We start from the raw sequence: 17757 nt of genomic DNA on the forward strand, positions 1-17757 counted from the left end.
GCGATGCGAAAAATCATGGCGATAACGTGCGGACGGAATGCGTTGATCGGGTCGGTCGCGTTGATCGGCGCCGCGCTCGCAGCCGCAGGCGCGCTGGCGAATGGCGCCCCCGACGCGGGCGCGGCGCCTATCGTCGGGGTCATTACGGTCGAACGCAAGGAAATCGTGATGACCAAGGATGCGCCCGGCCGCATCGCGCCGATGCGCATCGCGGAGGTGCGTCCGCGTGTTTCCGGCATCGTGCTCGAACGCAGCTTCGAGCAGGGCAGCGTCGTCAGCAAGGGCGCGGTGCTGTACCGCATCGATCCGACGCAGTTCGAGATCGATCTGGACAGCGCGCGGGCCGCGCTCGCCAGGGCGGAGGCGACCCTGTCCCAGGCCTCGCGGCAGGAGAGCCGTCTGAAGGAGCTGGTCAAGGGCCAGACAACTACGCAGGCGCAGTACGAAATGGCGCTCTCCGCCGCACGCCAGGCCGAAGCGGACGTCATGGCGCAGAAGGCCGCTGTGCGCCGCGCCGAAGTCAATCTCGAATACGCCACCGTTCGGGCGCCGATCTCCGGACGAATCGGGCGCGCCATGGTGACGGAAGGCGCGCTCGCCTCGCAGGAGCAGCTCTTGCCCTTCGCGACCATCCAGCAACTCGACCCGATCTACGCCGACTTCACGCAATCCGTTTCCGAAATGGACGCCTTGAAGGAAGAATTCGCGCGCGGCGGATGGAAGCCCAAAAGCGGCGGCGCCGTCCGCACGCGTCTCATTCTCGACAATGGCAAGACCTACCCGCATGAAGGGCGGCTGCTGTTTTCCGACATCACCGTCGATCCCGGCACCAATCAGGTGACCTTGCGCGCCGAATTCCCCAATCCCGATGCGGCCCTGCTGCCGGGCGCCTATGTGCGCGTGCAGATCGAGGAGGGCGTGCGCGCCAACACGGTCACCGTGCCGCGTCAGGCGGTCCAGCGCAACAATGCCGGCGGCGCCGAGTTGTTCGTCGTCAACGACCAGGACCGCGCCATTCTCCAGCCGGTGCGGCTCGGACGCACGCTCGGCGACGAGGTGGTGGTCGAGGAAGGGCTTCATCCCGGCAACCGGGTCGTCGTCGAAGGTTTTCAGAAATTCATGTCCGGCGGCCGCGTGGACCCGCAGCCCTTTCCCTACGGCCAAAAGGAATCCCGGGCGGATCGCGGCTAGCTGCGATCCGCCGTTAGAGCCCTGTTGTCGTCCGCTTTCGGAGTCCTGTCTTCATGCCGGCATTTTTCATCGCGCGACCTGTCTTCGCCTGGGTGATAGCGATCTTTATCTGTCTTGGCGGTTTGCTCGCGCTCCCGTTCCTTCCGGTGCTGCAATATCCCGTCGTGGCGCCACCCTCGATCTCGATCTCGACGTCCTATCCCGGCGCCTCCACGCAGGATCTCTATTATTCCGTGACGCGCCTTATCGAGGAGGAGTTGAGCGGGGCGGCCAATCTGTTGAATTTCGAATCGACCGGCGACACGACCGGCGAGGTCGAGATCAATGTCGATTTCAAGCCCGGAACCGATCTGGCGCTCGCCGCGGTTGACGTGCAGAACCGCATCAAGCGCATCGAGCAGCGCCTGCCGCCAGCGGTGCAGCAGCAGGGCATTTCCATTCTCGAAGCCTCCACCGCGATCCTCCAGTTCGTCACCCTGACGTCGCCCGACGGCTCGCTCGACGAGATCGGCCTCGGCGACGTCGCGACGCGCTATGTGCTGCCGGAACTGCGCCGCGTGGCCGGCGTCGGGCGCGTGCGGCTGTTTTCGACCGAGCGCGCCATGCGCGTCTGGCTCGACCCCGAAAGGATGCGCGGCTATTCGTTGACGACCGAGGACATTACCCTGGCGATCCGCGCCCAGAACGCGCTGGTGTCCTCGGGCATGCTGGCGCAGCCTCCGAGCCCTTCCGCCGAGCGCACGCAGAACATGGTTCTGGTGAAGGGCCAGCTGGAATCGCCCGAGGAATTCGGCGCCATCGTGCTGCGCGCCAACCAGAACGGCGCCGCCGTGCGGCTCAAGGACGTCGCGCGGATCGAGGTCGGCGGCCTGACCTATTCCTTCTCGACCCGGCTGAACGGCAAGCCCGCCGCGGCGATCGCCGTGCAGCTCGCCCCGACCGGCAATGCGCTGGCCACCAGCGCCGCCGTGCGCGAGCGCATGGCCGAACTCGCGCAGTATTTTCCGCCCGGCGTGAAAGCGGAAGTCTCCTATGACGTGACGCCCGTGATCGAGGCGTCGGTCAAGAAGGTGCTGATGACGCTGGCCGAAGCGGTGGCGCTCGTCTTTCTCGTGATGTTCCTGTTTCTGCAGAATTTCCGCTACACGCTGATCCCGATCATCGTCGTGCCGATCGCGCTGCTCGGCACCTGCGGCGCGCTCTACGCGCTCGGCCTGTCGATCAACGTGCTGACCATGTTCGGCATGGTGCTGGCGATCGGCATTCTCGTCGATGACGCGATCGTGGTGGTGGAGAATGTCGAACGCATCATGGCGCAGGAGGGACTGCCGCCGCGCGAGGCGACCGTCAAGGCGATGGGCCAGATCACCGGCGCGGTGATCGGCATCACCATGGTGCTGATGGCGGTGTTCGTGCCGATGGCGTTCTTCCCCGGTTCGGTCGGCATCATGTACCAGCAGTTTTCCGCCGCCATGGTGGTGTCTATCGGCTTTTCGGCCTTCCTGGCCTTGACGCTCACGCCCGCGCTTTGCAGCACGCTGCTGAAACCGCTCGATCACGATCATCACGAAAAGAAAGGCTTCTTCGGCGCCTTCAATCGCCTGTTCGATCGCCTTACCGACGGCTATGTCGGAATCGTCCGCCGCGCGATCGGCCGGCGCGGCGCTTTCCTCGCCGTATATGTCGTGATCGTCGCCGCCATGAGCTATGGCCTGTGGCGCGCGCCCGGCGGGTTCGTGCCCGTGGACGACCAGGGTTACGTGATGGCCGACGTGTTGCTGCCTTCCGACGCGAGCGCGACGCGCACGCTCGATGTGATCAAGCAGGTCGAAGCCCAGGTGATGAAGGAGCCGGGCGTCGATTCCGTCACCTTCATCAGCGGCTATAGTTTCTTCGGCCAGGGCTCGATGACGGCGCAGGCCTTCATCACCCTGAAGGATTGGTCGAAGCGCGGCCCCAACGATTCCGCCGATGCGATCATCGCGCGCTCCAACGGCCTGCTCGCGCGCATTCCCGACGCGCGGACCTCGCTGCTCGCCCCGCCGCCGATCGCCAATCTCGGCAATACCTCCGGGTTTTCGTTTCGCCTTCAGGATCGCGGACAGCGCGGCTATGAGGCGCTGATGGCGGCGAAGGCGCAGCTGATGACGGAGGCGGCGCAATCGCCGGTGCTGGAAAAGCTGGTGGAGGAAGGCCTGCCCGGCGCGCCGCTGGTGCGCGTCGACATCGACCGCGAAAAGGCGGGCGCGCTCGGGGTGTCGTTCACGGACGTCAACGATGCGATCTCGACCCATCTCGGTTCGATCTATGTCAACGATTTCATTAATCGCGGCCGCACCCAGCGCGTGGTGGTGCAGGCGGACGAGACCAAGCGCGTCCGCGCCGAGGACATCCTCGGCTACAGCCTGCGCAACAAGGCCGGCGAAATGGTGCCGCTCTCCGCCTTCGCGCGGCTGGAATGGTCGGTCGGCCCGACCCAGGTGGTGGGGTTCAACGGCTATCCCTCCGTGCGACTGACCGGCGAGCCCAAGCCCGGCTACACCAGCGGCGACGCGATCGTCGAAATGGAGCGGCTGATGAAGACGCTGCCGAACGGCTTCGGCTATGAATGGACCGGGCAGTCGCTGCAGGAAAAACTCGCGGGCTCGCAGGCCGCCTTCCTGCTCGGGCTCTCGGTGCTGTTCGTGTTCCTGTGTCTGGCGGCCCTCTACGAAAGCTGGGCGATTCCGTTTTCCGTCATGCTCGCCGCGCCGCTCGGCATCGTTGGCTGCGTCGTCGCCGCCTATGTCGCGGGTCTGCCCAACGACGTCTACTTCACGGTGGGGCTGATCACGATCATCGGCCTTTCGGCCAAGAATGCGATTCTGATCATCGAATTCGCGCGCGATCTGCGGTCGCAGGGGCTGACGGTGGCGGCGGCCACGGTCGAGGCCGCGCGCCAGCGCTTCCGGCCGATTATCATGACCTCGCTGGCGTTCATTCTCGGCGTCGTGCCGCTGATGGTCGCGGCGGGCGCGAGCGCCAAGAGTCAGCAGGCGCTGGGAACCGGCGTGTTCGGAGGCATGGTCTCGGCGACCCTTCTCACCGTGTTCTTCGTTCCCGTGTTCTTCGTCACCGTCATGGCCTTGTTCGTGCGGCGGCCGAAGCGGGCGGCCGCCAAGGCGGCGACCCCGCTGCAAGTCGCGCCGTAGGTGGGAATGCCCGGTTTTATTGGGGTGGAGGAACGCCCGCGCCGCGCCGCGCAGGTCTCCTCCACGCGACCGATCGACAAATCGCGGCGCTCACCGGCCAAGATGCCCGCCCAGCGAAAATATAGTTGAAGTAAAGCGAACCTTGTAAAGTTTAACGTCCGAGGCGGCCACCCCGGTCGGCTTTTCAGTCGCATGGGCGGGCAATAATGAGCGGGCGCATTCGGTCGAGTTTTGGACGATAGCCGCTTTCGCCGCCGCAGCGCTCGCGGCGCCGGGCGGCGCGAGATATTTCGCGCTTGGGGCGGCTGCGTGACTATGGGAATTACGGCGAGGAGCCCGAGGGAAACGTTATGAAGAAGCCTTACATCGCCCGTGACGGTGAAGTCAGGGAATTGGATCGAGGGTTTTTCGCGCATGCGACACGCGGCCGTCCCCCGATGCCGGAGGCCGCGAAAAAGCGTCGGGTCAATCTCATGCTCGACCCGGACGTCGCCGACCGCCTTCAGGACGAGGCCAACGCCAGCGCCTTCGTCAACAATCTTTTGCGCGACAAGCTCGGGATGTGACCGCGCTTCGCCCCGGAGGAGTTTTGTGGTACGAAAGACCATGACGATCACATTGAAACCCGATCAAGAGGCTTGGCTCAAAACGCGCGTGGCGAGTGGCGACTTCGCGTCTGCCGAAGAGGCGGCCCGTCAGCTTATCGACGAGCGGATTTCCGAGCGCGAGCTTGAGGAAACCGACGATCTGGCGTGGGCAAAGCCCTATGTTGACGAGGCCGAAGCCGACGTGGCGCGCGGCGCCGTCATCCCTATTGAAGAGCACGAAGCCCGAATGGACGCGTTCCTCGCTGCCATGCGCTGATATGCCCCGTATCGTTTTCACAGAACTGGCGGAGTCCGACTCCGCCTCAGGTTGATAACAAAGGCCCGCGTTTCTGCCCATGGTTCGAGACGCCGCCTTCGGCGGCTCCTCACCATGAGGGTCTTATCTATATAAAACAATCAAGTAGCCCTCATGCTGAGGAGCGCCCGAAAGGCGCGTCTCGGAGCACGAGGGCGGTCCAAGGAGGCCAGTGATCCGAGGAATTCGGGGACAGGAAACGAATTGCGCCCCATCGCGCGCGACTCGCCTGAATCGCTGGTGCGCTGTCCCGACCTCCCTGCTGCCCGGAAACCGGGGACAGGAAACGAATTGCGGACCGAGATTGCCGCGCAACGCCGGCGCCGCGCGCGGCGCACTTCGATCCAGTCCCCGTTTTCCTTCGCTCCGCCTAATCTATCGCCAGCGATTTCAGCTTCCTGTGCAGCGCCGACCTTTCCATCCCGATGAACTCCGCCGTGCGCGAAATATTGCCTCCAAAACGGTTGATCTGCGCCACCAGATATTCGCGCTCGAAGACTTCGCGCGCCTCGCGCAAGGGCAAGCTCATGAGCTTTTCGCCGCCCGTGCCGTTCGGCGTCGAGGGCACCAGCGCGCCGATTTCCTGCGGCAGCATTTCGGCGGTGATTTCGGCTTCCAGATCGCCGCCGGTCAGAATCATCAGCCGCTCGATATTATTGCGCAATTGCCGGATATTTCCCGGCCAGTCGTGCGATTGCAGCACCGCCATGGCGTCGTCGCCGATTTTTCGGCGCGGCAGGCCGGAATTGGCGGCGAGTTGTTCCATGAAAAAATCGATCAGTTCGGGAATGTCCTCGCGCCGTTCGGACAGCGAGGGCACGCGCACCGGCACCACCGACAAGCGGTGGAACAGATCCTCGCGGAAGGCCCCCTCGGCGATGGCGCGCGGCAGGTCGCGCGCCGAGGACGAGATCACCCGCACATCGACATGGACGCGCGTGGTGCCTTCTACACGGGTAAAATTCTGATCCACCAGCACGCGTAAAATTTTCGCCTGGGTGTCGCGCGGCATGTCGGCGACTTCGTCGATATAGAGCGTGCCGCCGTGGGCCTCTTCGAGCGCCCCGGTCTTGCGCGGGCGGCCGTCGCGGGCTTCGACGCCGAACAACTCGGTCTCCATGGTTTCGGCGGCGATGGCGGCGGCGTTGATGACGATGAAAGGCCCGGCGGCGCGCGCCGAAAGCTCGTGAATGGCGCGGGCGGCGAGTTCCTTGCCGACGCCCGGCATGCCGGTGATCAGAATCCGCGAATTGGCCGGCCCGAGCTTTTCGATCATCTGCCGCAATTGCTGCAAGGCGCTCGAATGGCCGACCAGCGTATTCGAGCCGAGCGAGCGCGCCTTGAGTTCGGTGACCTCGCGGCGCAAACGCGAGGTCTCCAAAGCCCGTTCGGCGACCAGCACGAGACGGTCGGCCTTGAACGGCTTTTCGATGAAGTCATAGGCGCCCTGGCGGATCGCCGTCACCGCCGTCTCGATGTTGCCATGGCCGGAAATCATCACGATCGGCAGGCTCGGGTGATGGCGCTTGACCGATTCGAGCAATTGCAGCCCGTCGAGCTTCGATCCCTGCATCCAGATGTCGAGGAAGATCAATTGCGGCCGGCGGGCCTCGATGGCCGCCAGCGCCTCGTCGGAATTGCGCGCCGTGCGCGTGGAAAAGCCCTCGTCCTCGAGGATGCCGGAAACGAGTTCGCGAATGTCGGCCTCGTCGTCCACGATTAGAATATCGCTCGCCATGTTCAACCTTCGCTCGATTGTTCGGCGCGGGAGGCGCCTTCAGGTTCGATGTTTGCAGGATTTTCGACCATCCCGGTGACCGGAAAATGCAGACGCACCAGCGCTCCCTGACCGGAGGCGGCGTCGAGCAATTCGATGCCGCCGCCGTGATCCTCCAGAATCTTGGCGACAATGGGCAGGCCGAGGCCGGTGCCCTCCTTGCGCGTCGTCATATAGGGCTCCAGCAGCCGCGCGCGGTTCTCGCGCGGAAAGCCCTTGCCGTTGTCCTCGACATCGACAATGGCCTCGCCCTCGGAGAGCCGCAAGGAGACATGGATCGCCGGCGCGCGGCCTTCCATGTCGGCGGCCTCTATCCCTTCGGCGGCGTTTTTCACCACATTGGTCAGCGCCTGCGACAATAGCCGCCGGTCGAACCGCAGCACCGGCCGCTGTAACGGAAAATCGCCGGTGATTTCGATGCCGGGATGGCCGACGCGCATCAGGAAAAGCACCTGGTCGATACAGGCGACGAGATCGTCGGGCGCCAGTTGCGCCTTGGGCATGCGCGAGAAGGCGGAAAATTCGTCCACCATGCGCTTGATGTCGTCCACCTGCCGGATGATCGTGTCGGTGCATTGATCGAAAATGTCCTTGTCCACGGTGATGACGCGGCCATATTTGCGCTTGAGCCGTTCGGCGGAAAGCTGGATCGGCGTCAGCGGATTCTTGATTTCATGGGCGATGCGCCGCGCCACATCGGCCCAGGCGGAGGTGCGCTGCGCCGCGACCAGATCGGTCATGTCGTCGAGCGTCGCGACAAAAGTGCGCTCGCCGCGATTGAGCGGCCCATTGGTGATGCGGGCGTTGAAGGTGCGTTCGCGGCCGCCCCGGTTCAGCATGATCTGTTTCTGCGTCATGCGGGCGTGGCCGGCGCGGGCTTCCTGCAAGGCGGCGTCGAGTTCGGGCAGGACTTCGCTCAAGGGCCGGCCAATGGCGCGTTCCGCCTCGACCTCGTCGCCGCCGACGAGGTTTCGGGCGGAAGGATTGAGCACGGTGACGTCGCCGCGCGCGCCGACGCCGATCACCGCCGCCGGCACGCCCGACAGCACCGCCTCGGTAAACACCCGGCGCTCGTCCATCAGGTGATTGGCGGCGACGAGGCGGTTCTGCTGGAGCCGCAACTCGGACGTCATCTTGTTGAAGGTCGCGCCGAGATGGGCGAGGTCGCCCTCGGCGGCGCGCACCGGCACCTGCACATAGAAATTGCCGCCCGAAACCTGATCGGTGGCGGCGATAAGCCGGCGGATCGGGCCGACGAGACCATTGGTGAAGGCGAGACCGATCCACACCGCCGAAAGCAGCATGATCGCCGCGAGCAGTCCGAACATGATGGCGAGCGTCAGCTGGAAATTATGGCGATGCTGCTCGAAGGCGCCGAACAATTGCACCAGCGCCGAAGCCTGTTTGGGAAATTCGAGCGTGAAGGGATCGACCGGCCGGCTGGCGTAGAGAAAGGTGTCGCCGAAGGCCGGCATCGGACGCAAGGCCACAAAAGTGCGGCCCTCGTTGAGAATCAGGCAAAGCGGCTCGTTCTTGGCCGAATCGGCGAAATCGCTGTCCTGCGGCTTGACCACCGCATCACGCGCGGCGGCGCCGGAATCGACCTGTTCGACGATGACGCCGTCGCGCTTGATCAAGGCGGCAGAGGAAAAGCCGAGAAAATGCGCGCGCGAGGCGAAGAATTCCTTGAACAGCCCGCGATCGGCGTCGAACATCGGCTTGCCGCGATCGAGATCGGAGGCTGTGAGCTGCGCCTCCTGCAACAGCCAGCGGCACTGGTCCTCGCGAAACAGGTTGGCGGCTTCCGTCGCGCCCATGATAAAACCCCGCACGTCGCGCATGAAGGCGGGGTTGAGCATCTTGTCGAGCGTCACCGATCCGACGATGGCCATGGACAGGGTCGGCACGGCGGCGATGACCGCGAACAGCGCGACGATGCGGATATGCAGGCCGGCGGCGGCGGTTTTCGCCCGCCAGGCGCGAATCAGCAGACTGGTCTCGAAAATCACCAGCCCGAGCAGCACCAGCACGATGGCGAAATCGACGATGAACAGGATCGAGACGGTCTCGTCGGTCGGCGCGATCGGGGTCAGGCCGGCGAAGATCAGGAACGAGAAAATGGCGCAGAACATGGCGAAAGCGACGACAAACGGCCCAACGCGAGGCAGCAGGCGGCGCTCGCCCCGGCGCGATTTTTTCTGTTCCGGCTTTTTGTCTTTCGGCTGTTCCATGCGTCTGTTTTTGTGAGTCTCGCCCCTTGCGCGAACCTAACCGAGCGCGGGGTGAGTTGCAATATTGCAACGCTGTTGCACGATTGAGACAAAATTGAGCGCTTTTGGAGGCGAACGGGTAAGCTTAAGCTTAGTCGGACCGGCCAGGCGCGGGAATTGACAGGATGCGATGATTGTCGCTGTCGCTCACCAGAACGCTGCCGTCCGCGTCGACCCATATGCCATGCGGCAGGTTGAACGCGGTCTGCCTGGGATCGGCCGCGAGCGCGTCGCCTTTGGCGGCCGTCCCCGCCACGGCTTCGAGCGTGCCGCGCCGCCGGTCGTAGCGGCGGATGACGTGGTTCTCGGTATCGGCCAGATAAACATCGCCATTGGCGGCGACCGATATGCTTTTCGGCCCGTTCAGGGTCGCTTCCAGCGCCGGGCCGCCATCGCCGTCATAGCCGGCCTTGCCTGTTCCCGCCGCCTGCCGGATGCGGCCTTGAGCCAAATCGAAGCGCAGAAGCTGATGGGCGCGGGTGACCAGCCAGAGGTCCCCGTTGGCAGCCAAAGCCAACGAGCGCGGCCCGGTAAGCGGCGTTCCGGCTATGGGGGCGCCATCCGGCGTATTTCCCCATGCGCCGTTTCCGGCGAAGGTCGTGATCCGCCCGCCGCCCGCGTCGACGCGGCGAATGACGCCGAGACGCACATCGGCGATATAGAGGTTGCCGGCATGGTCGAATTGCAGGCTCATGGGATCGCTGATCGACGCTTGCGCGGCCGGGCCGCCATCGCCGGAAGAGCCGTCCTGGCCATTGCCGGCATAGGTGTCGATCAGGCCCGTGCCCGGATGATAGCGCCGGATCACATGATTGTCGGTGTCAGCAATGAACAGTTCGCCCGCCGCATCGAAGCGGATTTCATGCGGGTGGTTGAGCGACGCTTTCGTGGCCGGCCCGCCGTCGCCGGCATAACGCGCGGCGCCGTCGCCGACGACATCGGTGAGGACGCCCCGCGCATCGATCCGCTTGATCTGATTGGCGTCATAATCGGCGACCCAGATGGCGCCGTCGGGCCCCCGGACAAGGCCGAACGGCCGTTTCAAACTTGCCGAGGGCGCGGCGTCTCCCGCGGCGGGGGCGCCGGGGCCAGCGAGCAGGGTTGTGGCCTCGGCAAGGCCGCCATGGATCTGCGCGAGCGCCAGAATGGCGAGGAGAAAGCAGAATTTCATGTCTATCGCGCGTTCCGCATCGAGTGATTGGGACCTGAATATGTAACGCAATGATGCCGCTAATCTAACGGAGCAACCCCCGCAAATCGCTCGCCGGATCGGCCACTTGCGCCATGTCCGGCGAAATTCCCGCGTCGAGCAGCTTGCGCGCCAGAAGATGTTCGCCGGGGCGGTTGACCGAGTCGACCGCGATCAGATTGTCGTGGCGGAAATAGAACAGCGAAAAGGCGTTTTCGCCCGTCTTGCGCTCGACGCAGGCCTCGAATCCTTGCGACAGCCCGGCCATCTGCAATTTCACGTCATATTGGTCCGACCAGAACCATGGCGTGGCGACGAAGGGATTTGAGCGGCCGAGCAGCGAGGCCGCCGCCGCCTTGCCCTGCTCCACCGCGTTCTGCACGCTCTCCAACCGCCGCAATTGCCCGTCGTCGCGCCGCCAGACCGTGCAGTCGCCCGCCGCGACAATATGCGGATCGGAGGTTTTTCCACAGGAATCCACGACAATGCCGTGCGACGTCGCCAGTCCCGCCGCCTCCGCCAGTTCGTCATTGGCTACCGCGCCAATACCCAAAATCACCAGATCGGCGGGAATTTGCTCATCCAAAGCCGTGACCACGGTCTCGACCTTGCCTTCATCCCCTTCGAGCGCCGCGACCTTTGTCGAAAACCGCAATTCGACGCCATGAGCGCGATGCAGATCGGCGAAAAACCCGGAGATTTTGGGCGTGACGGCGCGGGCCATCAGCCGGTCCAGCGCCTCGACCACTTTGACCGCGCGGCCTTTCTTGCGCGCGGCGGCGGCGACTTCGAGGCCGATGAACCCGCCGCCGATCACCACGACATTTTGGGCCCGCGAAAGCCTGTGGGCGATGTTTTTGGCGTCGGCGACGTCGCGCAGCACGCAGACGCCGGCGAGATCGGCGCCGGCGATGACGGGGCGCCGCGCCCGCGCGCCGGTCGCCAGCGCGAGGCCGGTATAGTTTTCAACCGAGCCGTCGGCCAGAATGACCTGCTTGCCCGCCCGGTCGATCGCCGTCACGACGGCGCCGAGCCGCAAGTCGATGTTCTTGGCGGCGAAAAAATCCGGGCCGCGCAAAAACAGCCTTTGTTCCGGGACCTCGCCCAGCAGCCAGGCTTTCGACAGCGGCGGACGCTGATAGGGCGGGAAATTTTCGCCCGCGAGCAGGACGACGCCGCCTTCAAAGCCTTCCGCGCGAAGGCTTTCGGCGATTTGCAGCCCGGCCTGCCCCGCGCCGACGATGACGATACTTGCTCTCATGCGCGATCCCCGCCCGTTTTGAATTTTTTGCCATTATAGCGCAAAATCGATGCAGTCTGCGGCGTCCACGCAGCGGCGGAGTTTTCCATGCATCATATTCTGTTTCTCGACGCGGACACTTTGGCGGAGGGCGTGGTCCTGCCGAGGCCGGACTTTCCGCATGTCTGGCGCAATTTCCCCGCCACCGCGCCCTCCGAATTGCTTTCTCGTGCGCAAAACGCCGAAATCCTGGTCGTCAACAAGGTCCGTCTCGATGCGGCGACGATCCAAGCCTTGCCGAAACTGCAACTGATCGCCATCGCCGCCACCGGCTTTGACAATGTCGATGTCGAAGCGGCGCGCAAAGCCGGCGTCGCGGTGACCAATATTCGCGGCTATTCGTCCCATGCCGTGCCCGAACATGTGTTCGCGCTGCTGCTCGCGCTGAGCCGCCAGATCCTGCCCTACGTCGCCGACGTGCGCGCCGGCGTTTGGCAGGCCTGCGGCCAGTTCGCCTTCCACGCCCACCGCATCGAGGATCTTTTCGGCAAGCGGCTCGGCATTTTCGGCTCCGGCGATCTCGGCGGGAGGGTGGCGGAAATCGCCGGGGCTTTCGGAATGGACGCCGTTTTCGCCGGACGCAAGGGCGAGCCCGCGAAACCGGGCGTTCGCAGCTTCGACGAGGTTCTGGCGACCAGCGACGTGCTGTCGCTGCATTGCCCGCTCAACGCCCAGACGCAAAACATGATCGGCTGGCCGGAATTCGAGTCGATGAAGAAAAAGCCGCTGCTGATCAATACCGCGCGCGGCGGACTGGTGGACGAGGAGGCGCTGGAGCGGGCGCTGGACGCTGGCCTCGTCTCCGGCGCCGGGATCGACGTCACCCGGCCCGAACCGCCGCCCGCCGACAGCGCCATCATGCGTCTGGCGCAGCGCCCGAACGTGCTGGTGACGCCCCACGTCGCATGGGCCAGCCGCGCCGCGCAGCAGACTCTGGCGAACCAACTGGGCAAGGTGCTGGAGGCATTTGTGGCCGGGGAGAAATTGAACCGGCTGGATTGACTGTTTCCCTTCTCCCCTTGCGGGAGAAGGTGGATCGGCCGAAGGCCGAGACGGATGAGGGGTTGGCCGCAGAAGCGCTCATTAAAATGGGCGACCTTTTTCTCAACCATGCCTTGCGCTAAAATGCCCCCTCATCCGTCGCGCTTCGCGCGCCACCTTGTCCCGCCAAAGGGCGATCCGAAGGACGCCCGTCTGTAGACGGGCTATGGGGAGGAGGGAAATATCCTAATCCGCGCTTTCTCCCGTCCCGCCCTCCAGCCAGAGTTGGTAATGCAGCGCTTCGCCCAAAAAGGAATAGATCGCGCCGGTCCAGGCGTGGATGAAACCGGGAACGCCGCATAAAAACATCCGGCGGAAAAAATAGACCCGGCAAAAATACATCGGCGGATTGACGATCAGCTTGAACAGGCTCGGCTTCCTGCCGGCGGCTATTCTTTGCTGCGCCTTGAGACGGGCATAAACGATCTCCTTGCCGATCTGGGCGTCGAGCCGCAGCGCGCGCTCGTGGCGCAGCAGGCCGTTTTCGGCGTCCAGCAACTCACCCTCGGCGATCAGCCCCTCATGCACCAGCACGCTTTCGTCGAAACGCACCTGTTCGCGCCGGGCGAGGCGCAATATGCGCTCGGGCTTGACCGCGTCTGGCGGCGTCTCCTTGCGGCCAAACAAGGTGATGGCCCGTTGCAGCCGCCAGCCGGCGATATTTTTTGGCGCCTGCAACAGGTGCGGCAGGTCGGCCGCCAACGCGTCGTCGAGCCATTCGTCGGCGTCTATGCTCAAGACCCACGGCTGCGCCGCCTGTTCGAGCGCGAATTGCTTCTGCTTCGCATAGCCGGGCCACTCCCGCTCGATCAGGTTGATCGGAAAACCCTTCGCGGAAAAATCGCGGATGATCTCCAGCGTCCTGTCGGTCGAGCCGGAATCCACCACGACGATTTCGGCGCATGTTTCGAGGCTGGCGAGGCAGGCGCCGATGCAGGCCTCCTCGTTCTTGCAGATGACGGCGGCGGAAAGCGGCAATTTTTCGGACACGGGCGGCGACCTGGCTGTTTAGCGTCAGTTCCCACAAAACTTTTTCGCGGGCTTTTGTCAAAGCGGGCGCCGAGCGCCAGATGACAGCGGCGCCGGGGAAGGCTAAAAGCGGCGCGGAAAAACTGGGACGCCATGGCGGAACCGAAAGCCTTCATTTTGCATCTGGAGCGGGCCGCGCAACGGCGCCCGCAGGTTGATCTTTTGCGTTCCGCCCTGCCCCTCGCCAGCGAAATTGTCGCCGCGACCGACGGCGCGCTGTTGAGCCCACAGCAAGTGGACGCCGTTTACCGGCGGCAACTGCACCGGCCGCGCTTTTCTCATCCCCTCAACCGCGCCGAAATCGGGGCCTTTCTGAGCCACCGCGCGGCCTGGCGCCAAATTGTCGGACAGGGGCTCGATTACGCGCTGGTATTCGAGGACGACGCCGCCATCGACGCCGAAGCTTTTGCAAGAACATGCGCCTTCGCCCGCGAAACAAGGGCGCAGTGGGACTATGCCCTGGCGCCGGCGCCGCAGACCCGGATCGCCGGCGCGGTCGTGGCGGAACAACACGGGGTTGCGCTGATTCGCCCCAAAAATCCGCCGCTGCGCGCCATCGCGCAATTCGTCTCGAACGACGCCGCGCGAAAGCTGCTGGCGGCGACCGAAAAATTCGACCGGCCGATCGACACCTTGTTGCAGATGCGCTGGGTGACGGGCGTCGAATTGCTGGCGCTGAAGCCTTCCGGCGTCCAGGAACAGTCCGGCGCGCTCGGCGGCTCGACCATCCAGCGCAAGAGCATGGGGCTGGCCGAAAAACTTCGCCACGAAATCGCCCGGCCGATCTACCGGGCGCAGGTGCGGGCCTGGAGCGCTTTCGCCCGAAAACCGGGGAAATAGGCCGCAGACTCAAAACCAGCGGTCGTGCGTCCACATCCATTGCGCGGGATGGCGCCTGATCGATTGTTCGAGTTCGGTCTGCATCGCGGCGGTCGCGGCCAGAATATCGGCGTCGCGGTCTTCGCTGCGCGGCGTGTCGATGGTCGAGACGAACACCCTGAAACGCACGCCGGGCAGGCGCTCGCCGGTGATGAGAACCAGCGGCAGGTTGCATTGGCGCGCGACCATGGCGGGAAAGGGCGTGGTCGAGGCCATGTGGCCGAAAAACGGCACTTTCACCCCCATATAGGTCTGTTGATCGACGAGAAAGGCCACCGCGCCGCCCGAGCGCGCATAGCGGATCATCGTCACCGGGGTTTCCGGATCATGCTTGGCGGTCAGCCCGCCGGCGTAATATTTGAGCCGCCGCCGTTTGAAATCGGCGTCGACGAAGGGATTGTTGAGCGGACGATAGACCGCGAGCGGCTTCAGGCCATATTTGGCGACGACGGCGCTGCCGCCCTCCCAATTGGCCTGATGCGCGCCGCACAGCACCGCGCCCTTGCCGCTGGCCGCGATCTGTTCGAGGATTTCCGCATTCACGATCTCCACGCGGTCGCGGATGATTTCGTCGATGTGGAAAAACTCGCCCAGCACATGGCCGAGATTGCGCCAGACCTCGCTGGCCAGTTGTTCACGCTGTTCCGCGCTCTGCTCGGGGAAAGCCCGGGCGAGGTTGCGCAACAACCGGGGATGGCGGACCCTCGTCCGGGGGCCGAGAAAAGCCATCAGCGCGCCGCCGACATTCGACGCCGTCTCGACCGGAAGGCTGGAGAAAAACAGGCTGAGCAGGCGATAGCCGGCGTATTCGAGCCGATATTGCAGGGAAGGCGGTTTGGGGGCCATGAAGCCGGGACCTCGAAGGTTTCAGGCGCCGACGCCCTGAGTTCTCGGGATTCTCGGGCTTTCGTCATGTTTTCGCGAACCCGGGGCCCGCGCCGGCGAGAAAACGGCGGCCGCTTGTTCGCCCCCCGCTCTAGTCCAACGGGTCGGGGCGCGTCAAGTTGGCGGCCGTTGCGCCGGCAAAAAGCGGCGAGGCGAAAAATTTCTCGAATTATTGCAAAATTGAAAAATTATACTGGCGAATACGAATTCCGATGCATCAAAAGCAAAGACTGGCGCACATTTTAGCCACATAGCGCCTTTATTGCCGTGATTTGGCTTTCAGGGGACTTATCAATCACGGCGGGGCCGGTTAAGAGAGTGTAAACCTTCTTCGGCGGGATCGGGAGCGGTTTCGCCTGTCGGGTTCCATGACAATCTGGCGCCGCCAGGGTTTTGGGCGCTCCCGCCAGGGTTTTGGGCGCTCCCGCTAGGGCTTTGGGCGCTCCCGCAAGGGCTTTGGAAGAGCCCGCAGGGCTTTATGAACGGAACGGAGTTTGGATGTCGGTCGGATCGGGACAGATGAGCGCGCAAATGCTTGCGGACTTCCAATGTTCCGCCGGCAGACGCCCACCCTGTTCCGGAGGCGGACGCTCGTGACGCCGCCGGTTTTTCCCTGCCGTTGGGCCAGAAACGTCATCCTCGCCTGCGCCGGCGCCCTGTCGCTGGCCGCCTGCACGGTCGGGCCGGACTATCTGCGCCCGGAGGCGGCGACCGAAACCCGTTACAAGGAACTGGCCGGCTGGAAACGCGCCGTCCCGCGCGACGGCATCGATCGCGGCGCCTGGTGGTCGATCTACCGCGATCCCGAACTCAACCGCCTGCTGCCGCAGGTCGAAATCGACAACCAGACCGTCGCCGCCGCCTTGGCGACCTACGAACTGTCGCAGGCCGTCGTCCGCCAGTCGCAGTCGAGCCTTCTGCCCGGCGTCAACGCCATTTACGACGGCGTCCGCGCCGGCGAGGGCAAGCATCTGAACGCCTTTGGCCGCACCTTCGCGGCGACCGATTTCTATCCGCGGGGAACGGTCTCCTGGACCATCGACGTCTGGGGCAAGATTAGGCGCCAGATCGAAAGCAATGTCGCCGGCGCGCAGGTCGACGCCGCGCTGCTCGCCAACGCCAAGCTGTCGACGCAGGCGCTGCTCGCCGTCGCCTATTTCAACCTGCGCGCCGAGGATTCGCTGCGCAGCCTGCTCGACCGCACGGTCAAGATCTATCAGGAAACCGAGACGATCACCCGCAACCAGTATAATGGCGGCACCGTCTCCAAGGCCGATCTGATCACCGCCCAGACGCAGGTGCTCAACACCCAGGCGGCGGCGATCAACACCCAGGTGCTGCGCGGCCAATATGAGCACGCCATCGCCCAGTTGATCGGCCGTCCGCCCGCCGACCTGTCGATTGCGCGCGGCGCCCTGCCCCATGTTCCGCCGGCGATCCCGGTCGGCATGCCCTCGACGCTGCTCGAACGCCGTCCCGACGTCGCCGCCGCCGAGCGCGCCGTGCAGGAACAGAACGCCCTGATCGGCGTCGCGGTCGCGGCCTATTATCCGACCTTGACCATTTCCGCAGCCGGCGGTTTCCAGGGCGCAAACGCCTTTCCCTTCCTCGCCGCCTATCAGATATGGTCGATCGGCGCCGCCGCCGCCGATCCCTTGTTCGACGGCGGGTTTCGCGCCGCGCAGGTGGACGCCACCAAGGCGGTCTATCGACAGTCGGTCGCCAATTACCGCCAGACCGTGCTGACCGCCTTCCAGCAGGTCGAAGACGCGCTGGTGGCGCAGCGCGTCTTCGCGCGGGAGCTGAAAGTGCAGGAAAAGGCGCGCGACGAAGCCGCCGAGGCGGTGAAAGTCTATCTGAACCAGTATCGGGCCGGCACCGTCGCCTTCACCACCGTGGTCGTCGCCGAAGGCATATTGCTCAACGCCGAGGAAGCCGTGCTGACGACGCGGCAAGCTCTGTTCGTCTCCAGCGTCAACCTGATCGAGGCGCTCGGCGGCGGCTATGACGCCGAGAGCCTTGCCGCCATAACCGCGCCGCCGCTGATCGAGGCGGTAGCGCGCTCCGCGCCTTTTCCGCCGCCATAATTTCTCCTTTCGCGG

The 17757-nt window shown here is 64.5% G+C and carries 13 protein-coding genes; 7 read left to right on the forward strand and 6 right to left on the reverse strand.

All coding sequences use genetic code 11. The annotated features are described in order from the left end of the window. Positions 1–15: 15 nt before the first annotated feature. The 4 genes from QZY01_RS22955 to QZY01_RS22970 all read left to right on the forward strand — a co-directional run bounded on the left by QZY01_RS22955 (position 16) and on the right by QZY01_RS22970 (position 5246). Positions 16–1191: an efflux RND transporter periplasmic adaptor subunit gene (locus tag QZY01_RS22955; RefSeq protein WP_294541929.1), complete on the forward strand. Its 1176-nt coding sequence runs from the start codon at positions 16–18 to the stop codon at positions 1189–1191. 53 nt (positions 1192–1244) lie between these two features. Further along, complete coding sequence (locus QZY01_RS22960; RefSeq protein ID WP_294541930.1) at positions 1245–4382, forward strand: multidrug efflux RND transporter permease subunit; 3138 nt, start codon at positions 1245–1247, stop codon at positions 4380–4382. A gap of 350 nt (positions 4383–4732) precedes the next feature. Then, positions 4733–4948 carry a hypothetical protein gene (locus QZY01_RS22965; RefSeq protein ID WP_294541931.1) on the forward strand — a complete coding sequence of 72 codons (216 nt, stop codon included), beginning with the start codon at positions 4733–4735 and terminating at the stop codon, positions 4946–4948. 40 nt (positions 4949–4988) lie between these two features. Next, the gene (locus QZY01_RS22970; RefSeq protein ID WP_294541932.1) at positions 4989–5246 is read left to right on the forward strand and encodes a hypothetical protein; all 258 of its coding nucleotides are present in this window, start codon (positions 4989–4991) and stop codon (positions 5244–5246) included. A gap of 409 nt (positions 5247–5655) precedes the next feature. On the opposite strand, the gene QZY01_RS22975 is transcribed toward QZY01_RS22970, so the two are convergent. The 4 genes from QZY01_RS22975 to QZY01_RS22990 form a co-directional block, all read right to left on the reverse strand. Beyond that, positions 5656–7023, reverse strand: a complete 1368-nt coding sequence (locus QZY01_RS22975; protein WP_294541933.1) for a sigma-54 dependent transcriptional regulator — start codon at positions 7021–7023, stop codon at positions 5656–5658. Between the two features lie 2 nt (positions 7024–7025). Continuing rightward, positions 7026–9293, reverse strand: coding sequence for a PAS domain-containing sensor histidine kinase (locus QZY01_RS22980; RefSeq protein WP_294541934.1), 2268 nt, complete (start codon positions 9291–9293; stop codon positions 7026–7028). A 130-nt stretch (positions 9294–9423) separates the two neighbouring features. Then, positions 9424–10503 carry a hypothetical protein gene (locus tag QZY01_RS22985; RefSeq protein ID WP_294541935.1) on the reverse strand — a complete coding sequence of 360 codons (1080 nt, stop codon included), beginning with the start codon at positions 10501–10503 and terminating at the stop codon, positions 9424–9426. A 64-nt stretch (positions 10504–10567) separates the two neighbouring features. After that, entirely contained in the window at positions 10568–11782 is a 1215-nt protein-coding gene (locus QZY01_RS22990) for an FAD-dependent oxidoreductase (RefSeq protein ID WP_294541936.1), read from the reverse strand. A gap of 87 nt (positions 11783–11869) precedes the next feature. On the opposite strand from QZY01_RS22990, the gene QZY01_RS22995 reads away from it, so the two are divergent. Continuing rightward, entirely contained in the window at positions 11870–12823 is a 954-nt protein-coding gene (locus tag QZY01_RS22995) for a D-2-hydroxyacid dehydrogenase (RefSeq protein WP_294541937.1), read from the forward strand. A gap of 225 nt (positions 12824–13048) precedes the next feature. Here the strand turns inward: QZY01_RS22995 and QZY01_RS23000 are convergent, their stop codons facing one another. Further along, positions 13049–13852: a glycosyltransferase family 2 protein gene (locus QZY01_RS23000; RefSeq protein ID WP_294541938.1), complete on the reverse strand. Its 804-nt coding sequence runs from the start codon at positions 13850–13852 to the stop codon at positions 13049–13051. A 132-nt stretch (positions 13853–13984) separates the two neighbouring features. On the opposite strand from QZY01_RS23000, the gene QZY01_RS23005 reads away from it, so the two are divergent. Beyond that, positions 13985–14731, forward strand: coding sequence for a glycosyltransferase family 25 protein (locus QZY01_RS23005; RefSeq protein WP_294541940.1), 747 nt, complete (start codon positions 13985–13987; stop codon positions 14729–14731). A gap of 9 nt (positions 14732–14740) precedes the next feature. On the opposite strand, the gene QZY01_RS23010 is transcribed toward QZY01_RS23005, so the two are convergent. Next, positions 14741–15616 carry a lysophospholipid acyltransferase family protein gene (locus QZY01_RS23010; RefSeq protein ID WP_294541942.1) on the reverse strand — a complete coding sequence of 292 codons (876 nt, stop codon included), beginning with the start codon at positions 15614–15616 and terminating at the stop codon, positions 14741–14743. A gap of 632 nt (positions 15617–16248) precedes the next feature. Here QZY01_RS23010 and QZY01_RS23015 point away from each other — a divergent pair. Continuing rightward, positions 16249–17742 (forward strand): efflux transporter outer membrane subunit, encoded by a 1494-nt coding sequence (locus QZY01_RS23015; RefSeq protein WP_294541944.1) that lies wholly within the window; start codon positions 16249–16251, stop codon positions 17740–17742. The last annotated feature ends 15 nt before the right edge of the window (positions 17743–17757 follow it).

It is taken from the genome of uncultured Rhodoblastus sp. (assembly GCF_903903185.1).
Taxonomy (GTDB): domain Bacteria; phylum Pseudomonadota; class Alphaproteobacteria; order Rhizobiales; family Beijerinckiaceae; genus Rhodoblastus.

What these genes read in the sequence shown, in the direction of transcription:
- QZY01_RS22955 (WP_294541929.1), top strand. Translation starts at nt 16, where the DNA reads ATGGCGATAACGTGCGGACGGAATGCGTTGATCGGGTCGGTCGCGTTG.
- QZY01_RS22960 (WP_294541930.1), top strand. Translation starts at nt 1,245, where the DNA reads ATGCCGGCATTTTTCATCGCGCGACCTGTCTTCGCCTGGGTGATAGCG.
- QZY01_RS22965 (WP_294541931.1), top strand. Translation starts at nt 4,733, where the DNA reads ATGAAGAAGCCTTACATCGCCCGTGACGGTGAAGTCAGGGAATTGGAT.
- QZY01_RS22970 (WP_294541932.1), top strand. Translation starts at nt 4,989, where the DNA reads ATGACGATCACATTGAAACCCGATCAAGAGGCTTGGCTCAAAACGCGC.
- QZY01_RS22975 (WP_294541933.1), bottom strand. Translation starts at nt 7,023, where the DNA reads ATGGCGAGCGATATTCTAATCGTGGACGACGAGGCCGACATTCGCGAA.
- QZY01_RS22980 (WP_294541934.1), bottom strand. Translation starts at nt 9,293, where the DNA reads ATGGAACAGCCGAAAGACAAAAAGCCGGAACAGAAAAAATCGCGCCGG.
- QZY01_RS22985 (WP_294541935.1), bottom strand. Translation starts at nt 10,503, where the DNA reads ATGAAATTCTGCTTTCTCCTCGCCATTCTGGCGCTCGCGCAGATCCAT.
- QZY01_RS22990 (WP_294541936.1), bottom strand. Translation starts at nt 11,782, where the DNA reads ATGAGAGCAAGTATCGTCATCGTCGGCGCGGGGCAGGCCGGGCTGCAA.
- QZY01_RS22995 (WP_294541937.1), top strand. Translation starts at nt 11,870, where the DNA reads ATGCATCATATTCTGTTTCTCGACGCGGACACTTTGGCGGAGGGCGTG.
- QZY01_RS23005 (WP_294541940.1), top strand. Translation starts at nt 13,985, where the DNA reads ATGGCGGAACCGAAAGCCTTCATTTTGCATCTGGAGCGGGCCGCGCAA.
- QZY01_RS23010 (WP_294541942.1), bottom strand. Translation starts at nt 15,616, where the DNA reads ATGGCCCCCAAACCGCCTTCCCTGCAATATCGGCTCGAATACGCCGGC.